6 protein-coding genes are annotated in these 6,483 nt (G+C 63.7%); 5 read left to right on the forward strand and 1 reads right to left on the reverse strand.

Annotated elements, in window-relative coordinates; translation table 11 throughout:
• Positions 1 to 70: 70 nt before the first annotated feature.
• The 5 genes from CRD15_RS08095 to CRD15_RS08115 are packed head-to-tail and all read left to right on the forward strand — an operon-like array spanning position 71 to position 5,196.
• Complete coding sequence (locus tag CRD15_RS08095; protein WP_187402320.1) at positions 71 to 1,165, forward strand: sensor histidine kinase; 1,095 nt, start codon at positions 71 to 73, stop codon at positions 1,163 to 1,165.
• A gap of 9 nt (positions 1,166 to 1,174) precedes the next feature.
• A complete protein-coding gene (locus CRD15_RS08100; protein ID WP_034970557.1) occupies positions 1,175 to 1,825 on the forward strand; it encodes a response regulator transcription factor in 651 nt (216 codons plus the stop codon).
• Positions 1,826 to 1,845: 20 nt separating this feature from the next.
• On the forward strand, positions 1,846 to 3,738 hold the full coding sequence (locus tag CRD15_RS08105) for a penicillin-binding transpeptidase domain-containing protein (RefSeq protein ID WP_187402321.1): 1,893 nt from the start codon (positions 1,846 to 1,848) through the stop codon (positions 3,736 to 3,738).
• Positions 3,739 to 3,749: 11 nt separating this feature from the next.
• A complete protein-coding gene (gene map / locus CRD15_RS08110; protein WP_187402322.1) occupies positions 3,750 to 4,619 on the forward strand; it encodes a type I methionyl aminopeptidase in 870 nt (289 codons plus the stop codon).
• Positions 4,620 to 4,644: 25 nt separating this feature from the next.
• Positions 4,645 to 5,196, forward strand: coding sequence for a carboxymuconolactone decarboxylase family protein (locus tag CRD15_RS08115; RefSeq protein ID WP_187402323.1), 552 nt, complete (start codon positions 4,645 to 4,647; stop codon positions 5,194 to 5,196).
• Here CRD15_RS08115 and CRD15_RS08120 read toward each other — a convergent pair.
• Positions 5,193 to 6,344, reverse strand: coding sequence for an HNH endonuclease signature motif containing protein (locus CRD15_RS08120; protein ID WP_187402324.1), 1,152 nt, complete (start codon positions 6,342 to 6,344; stop codon positions 5,193 to 5,195). The genes CRD15_RS08115 and CRD15_RS08120 overlap by 4 nt on opposite strands.
• Positions 6,345 to 6,483: the final 139 nt, after the last annotated feature.

Here is a 6,483-nt window from a genome sequence, read left to right on the forward strand (position 1 = left end):
TAGTAGTCTTCGACTCATACTTTAGGTGGAGGTGCGCTGCACCTTGCGGCCGTTAGACTTGGGGACAATCATGATTCACACATCAAAGTCGACCGCCAAGTCGAACAAGGTCATTGCGCTGAACCGGGCGTGGATCTACCTGGGCATGGGGCTGCACTTGCTGATGGCGCTTCTGATGGCGGTGACCGTCATCCGCGACGGATGGTCGTGGAACGCCGCAGCGCTGTGCTTCATCTACGTCATGGGGCTGTGGCTGCGCCCCAGGTGGCTGTGGTTGACTCTGGTGATCGCCGCCTGGGCGTGCCTGCTGTTGGTGGCTCCAAGTGCTGCGTTTATGGCATTTGCGCTGTTCTTCCTGTGCGTCGGCGTGCTGCCCATGTGGCCGGCGATCGTGTGCAACACAGTGGTCACCGTGCTGTCCATCTACCACAGCGGGGAGGCCTTGGGGCCGATCGTCGCCGCGGTGGTCGCGACGGTTGTCGGCTTGGGCTTCAAGGAGCTGCGCGACGAAGCCAGCGCCCGGGAAACTGCCAGCCGCCTCGCCGGCGAAATGGACGAACGCACCCGTCTGGCAGGGGAGATCCACGACACGGTCGCGCAGGGCTTAAGTTCCATTCACATGATCCTGCAGGCCGTGGAGAAGCGCGTCGATGACCCCGAAATCCTGGAGGATCTGCGGCTGGCGCGCACCACCGCCGAAGACAACCTGGCGGAAACTCGCCGCATCATTGCCGCCCTGCAGCCCGGGCCACTTGTCGGCGGAGACCTGCCCATCGCTCTGGCCCGCGTGTGTTCGGGCACCCCGCTGAGCGAGGCCTTAAGCTTCGACGTCGAGGGCGATCCCTACGACCTGGACGAAAAGGTGGAACAGGAGCTCACGCGCATCACCCAATCGCTCGTGTCTAACGTGGTGAAGCATTCGGAGGCCACGCGCGCCCGCGTGACCCTGACCTACCAGGACGACATGCTGAGCCTCGATGTGGTGGACAACGGCCGGGGAATGGACGAAGAGCAAGTGCAGAAAATCGCCGCCGACCAGATGAGCCTGTCGCCCGTGGGCCTGGCGGGCGTCCGCCGTCGCGCCAATCTAATCGGGGCAACCATGCACGTGGAGAGCTCCCCAGGGGCCGGGTGTGGCGTTTCCATCCAAGTGCCGATGCGTTAGGAGCTGACTATGCCAGACCAACTTCGTGTGCTGATCTGCGATGATCACCCCGTTGTGCGCGCCGGAATCGAAGCCATGCTGCGGGGTACCGGGGACGTGGAGGTCGTCGCCTCCGTCGGCGAACCCGAGCGGGCCGTCGCGATCTGCGAGATGGAACGCCCCGACGTTGTACTGATGGATCTGCGCTTCGGCGAAGGCCCCGGCAGCGAGGGCGCCGAGTCCGGGGGAGTGCGTGCCACCCGCGCCATCCGCACGCAGCGGCCCGCCCCGCAGGTGCTGATCCTGACGAACTATTCCACCGACAGCGACGTGCTGGGCGCCATTTCCGCAGGCGCGGTCGGCTACCTGCTGAAGGACTGCTCCCCGGAGGAGCTCGCAGAGGGCATCCGCCAAGCCGCCCGCGGTCAGACCGTGATGAACAAGAGCATCATCGGCAAGCTCCGCGGCCGCCTGGCCAACCCCTTCGAATCGCTGACTAACCGCGAGCAGGAGGTGCTTACCCTGGCCAGCCACGGCAAGTCGAACCGCGCCATCGCCAAGGAGCTGATTCTTACAGAGGCGACCGTGAAATCCCACATGGCGCACGTATTTTCCAAACTCAATGTGAAAAACAGAACAGCTGCCGTCGCCGTGGCGCGGGAACGCGGAATCATCGATTAACCCTGCTAACCTCTGTGCCTATGCGCACCCCCACTTTTTCCCTCAGCTCCGCCACCCGACGGAGTATCACCGCGGCCGTCACTACGGCAGGGCTAGTGCTGGGGGCTGCGGCTTGTACGCCGAAACCGGATGTTGCTGATGACGCCGCCCAGGCCTTTCTTTCTGCCCTTTCCACACCGGGGGAGGCTTCCGTAGCTGGCGGGGAGACCGATAACCCCGATAAGGCGTCCCAGGCCATTGACCAGGTGTGGAAGTCCCTGCAGGCCGAGGGGCTGCGGACGGAACTGAAGAACGTCAACTCCAAGGACAACCAGGCCACCGCCCAGTACTCGATGCACTGGCAACTGCCGGGTGGCCGCGATTTTTCCTATGACTCGTCCATGAGTCTGACCCGCACCGGCGACGACTGGTCCGTGCGTTGGCAGCCGGCTGTGCTGCACCCGGAGCTCGGCGCGAATCAGCACCTGGAGCTGCGTAGCGTGCCAGCGCCGGTGGCGAACGTCGTGGGCTCCGATGGTGCGGTGTTGCTGAAGCCGGGTACCCAGTACCGCATCCTCGTGGACACGAAGAAGGTGGCCAGCGTACTTGGAACGATGCGCCGCATCGCCGGTGAACTCGACGCCCTGCGTGCGGGCGACAAGTCCGTGCCCGCCATCAACCCCGAAAAGAAGGCCGAGGAAGCCGACGGGGTGGACGGCGAGTACTCCGTCGTGAGCGTCAACCAGGCTCAGGGCAAGCGCTTGCAGGAAGTCCTCGGCAACATCGAGGGCGTCCGCATGAACGAAGAGCCCGCTTTGGTGCGCCCCGATCCTTCCTTTGCCCCGGACATCATGTCGCGCGTGAGCAGCGTGGTGGAAAAGGACCTGCAGGGCGTCAACGGCTGGAAGGTCGTCGCCGCCACCAACGAGGGTAACGAGGTTGCCCAGGTCGGCGGCGAGGAAGCCAAGTCCGCGCCGAGCGTGCGCGTCTCCCTGTCCCGCAAGGTGCAGGAGGCCGCCCAGAAGGCCGTGAATACCCGCGCCGACTCGAAGGTGATGATGGTGGTCATGCGCCCATCGACCGGCGAAGTGCTGGCCGTCGCGCAGTCGGAAAAGGCCGACGAGGACGGCAACACGGCTCTCATGGGCCAGTACCCGCCGGGCTCGACGTTCAAGATGCTCACCGCATACGCCGGCTTGCAGAAGCAGGGGCTTACTCCGGATTCGATTGTCGACTGCCCCGGAACTCAGGACATCGGCGGACGCGTGGTGACCAACTACAACGGTTTCTCGCTGGGCAGCACCCCTCTGGAAAATGCCTTCGCCAAGTCGTGCAACACCACCTTCGCGGACATTTCCACCAAGCTGAAGCCGGGCGAGTTGAAGGACGTCGCAGCGCAGTTTGGTCTCGGCGCGGACTACGACATCGAGGGCCTGGACACCCTCACCGGATCCGTGCCCGAGGGGGAGAAGATGCTCGACCGCACTGAAGCTGGTTATGGCCAGGGCCTCGACCTGGCCAGCCCCTTCGGCATAGCCCTGGTCGCTTCCGCTGTGGCAGCCGGCAAGGTGCCCACCCCGTACCTCATCGCCGGCGACAACCACCACACGGAGGCCAATAACGACGAGGCCAAAAAGGACGCCAAGAAGAAGCTGGATCCGAAAATCATTCAAGAACTCCGCCGCATGATGCGGGCAGTAGTGACCAATGGCTCGGGCTCCGGAGTGGCTGGCGCCGGAGAGGTCTACGCCAAGACCGGTGAGGCGGAAATCAATGAAGGTTCTCACAGTTGGCTAGCCGGATACCGCGGCGACCTGGCCTTTGCGACTCTCATTGTGCTCGGCGGCGGATCCGAGCACGCTACCGCCGTGACTGCCGATTTCTTTAAGAACCTGGATGGCCCGGGCGCGGAGGCGGAAGGGCGTCAAGAGTAGAATAAGGACCCATGACTCGAGCACCATTGACCCCCGGTAACCCCACGCCCATCCGTAACGTCCCGGCCAACATCGAAAGGCCAGAGTACGCCTGGAAGGACAGCGTGCAGGAGAACATCGGCGAGCCGTGGGTGCAGACGCCCGAGACGATCGAAAAGATGCGTGAAGCTAGCCGCATCGCCGCCGACGCTCTGCAGGCCGCCGGAGCTGCCGTCGCCCCCGGTGTGACCACCGACGAGATTGACCGGGTGGCGCACGAATACATGTGCGACTACGGCGCGTACCCCTCCACCCTCGGCTACCGGCACTTCCCGAAGTCCTGCTGCGTGAGCCTCAACGAGATCATCTGCCACGGCATCCCCGACAGCACCGTTATTCAAGACGGCGACATCGTCAACATCGACGTCACCGCCTACAAGAACGGTGTGCACGGCGACACCAACGCGACCTTCCTAGCTGGCGACGTCTCCGAAGAACACCGCCTGCTAGTCGAACGCACCGAAAAGGCCATGTGGCGCGGCATCAAGGCCGTCAAGCCGGGCCGCCAGATCAACATCATCGGCCGCGTGATCGAGAGCTACGCCAAGCGCTTCGGCTACAACGTCGTGGAGGACTTCACCGGCCACGGCGTTGGTCCGACCTTCCACAACGGCCTTGTTGTGCTGCACTACGACCGCCCAACCATGTACACCGACCTGCTGGAGCCGGGTATGACCCTGACCATCGAGCCGATGATCAACCTCGGCGGCCTCGACTACGAGGTCTGGGACGACGACTGGACCGTCCAGACTAAGGACCGCCAGTGGACCGCGCAGTTCGAGCACACCCTCGTCGTTACCGAGGACGGCTACGAGGTTCTCACGATTCCCAGCGAGTCCTAGCCCGACCGACTAACCTCCCAGAAGTATGGGAGACAAAACTACACCTCTGGGGCCCGGCCCTGTACCGCGCAAGCAGCACCTGCGCCGCCTCGGCCCATTCGGCGCCTTCGCCACGGGCATCGGGGCCCGCGTAACCAAGAAAAAGAACCTCGGAGTGTTCGCCACCATCGGCCGCGCCCCGCGGTTGTTCTTCTTTTGGCTGCTGTACGGCGGCTCGATGATGCCCTTCGGCTACCTCTCGCGCGTCGAAACCGAAATGATCATCCTCCGCGTCGCCTACCTGCGCGGCAGTGCTTACGAAGCCGACCAGCACCGTGCCCTCGCCGCACGGGTTGGGGTTAAACGTATTGACGCCCTATTCCAACCCGACCACGGCTTCACCGGCCGTCACGGCACCTTGCTGGACGCAGCCGAGCAGCTGGTCCGCGACCGTGGACTGACCGCCGACATGGCCCAGCGCGTGCGGGATCTGCTGAGCGAGCGGGAGCAGGTTGCGTTCGTCATGCTAGTCACCAACTACGACGGTCTGGCCACGGCGCTGGACGTCATGGGAGTCCCAGTCGACGAGCCGCGCTAGGCTGCCCGTCGACGATTCTCCGCTCGCTGGGCGAAGGTTTCCCGGCCCAGTGGCCCGTTGGGAGCCGTCATCACCGTGTGCCCGTCGCCGTGGCTCGTCCAGGTCTCGTTGCCGTCGGGATGGATGGTGACGTCCCAGGAGCCAGTCGTCTTCGCGTTGTGGTGCTTGGCGCACAGGCAATGCAGGTTTGACGTCGCCGTTGGCCCTCCTGCCTGCGGGTTTTCATGGTTATAGCGCTGCACGTGGTCCAGCTGGCACTTGTGTGCGGGCACCGAACATCCCGGGAAGCGGCAGGTTCCGTCGCGCCCCTCCACGCTGGCCCGCACCAGAGGTGTGGGGGAGTAGCCCTCGTTGCTTGCGGCACCGGGGAACTGGACGTGCGTAACGCGATCTTTCCATCTCTGCGTGGCCTTTGAGCTGACCCAGCCACCCGCGGCCCAGATGGGGGCGTCTGGCTGATCCGTACTCTGATACAGGTTTAGCGTGATGTCCGCCGTGGTCTGCCTGCGCACCAGGCGCATCAGGGCTTCGGCGCGAGAGCAAGAACTGTTTTTGACCACGTTATTGAGCGTTCGTTGGAGCTCTAACCCTTCGAGTTTGGGCAGCGTCAAGAAGAAAACAGTGGTGGTGTCGGGGCGATCGTCGATGTCGAGGCGCGCGGAGGAACCCGTGTCCGTATCCTTCGACTCCTCCGGCAGGGCCTGGGGATCGTGCTTGCGGATCACTTGCTCGATGCGACTGCGAATGGTGGCCCGGGCAAGCATGGCCTGGTTGGGGACGGTGGGGGAGATCGCCTGAAAAATTTTTTCCTCGAAAATTTCGGGCACGTCCATCTTGACGGGACTGAGGCACTCGGCCATGCATCGCAGCAGGTCAAGTGAGTAGGCGCCGGTGCGGGCCAGCTCGAGGATGGTGGGGAAGCGACGGAACATGTGGCCGATCTCTACCAGGGTGAGCGCGCGGTATTCCGTCAGGCCGAGGCGCACGGCCAGGCGGGTGGATACGTCGATGACGCACTCGTCCATCTCGGGCGTGCAGGCCACGGCGAGGCGCACGTGCCCGCGGTTTACTTCGCACGCTGCGGCGCTTAGCGGATCGTTCGGGTCGGTGATGCGCCAGCAGGGTGTGGTGGTGGAATGCTCGAACATGGTCTTTCCCCTTTTGCCTGTTCGGAGGTGGTTTTGTGGTGTAGCCAAAAAATTTTTCCAGCTTGTGCGTGCAGTATATAAACCGCCCCGGACAACCCCCTTGCGTAGAAGCTAGAAAAATCGAACAGCGGGCTAGCAG

It is taken from the genome of Corynebacterium sp. LK28 (genome assembly GCF_014335105.1).
GTDB classification, from domain to species: Bacteria; Actinomycetota; Actinomycetes; order Mycobacteriales; family Mycobacteriaceae; genus Corynebacterium; species Corynebacterium macclintockiae.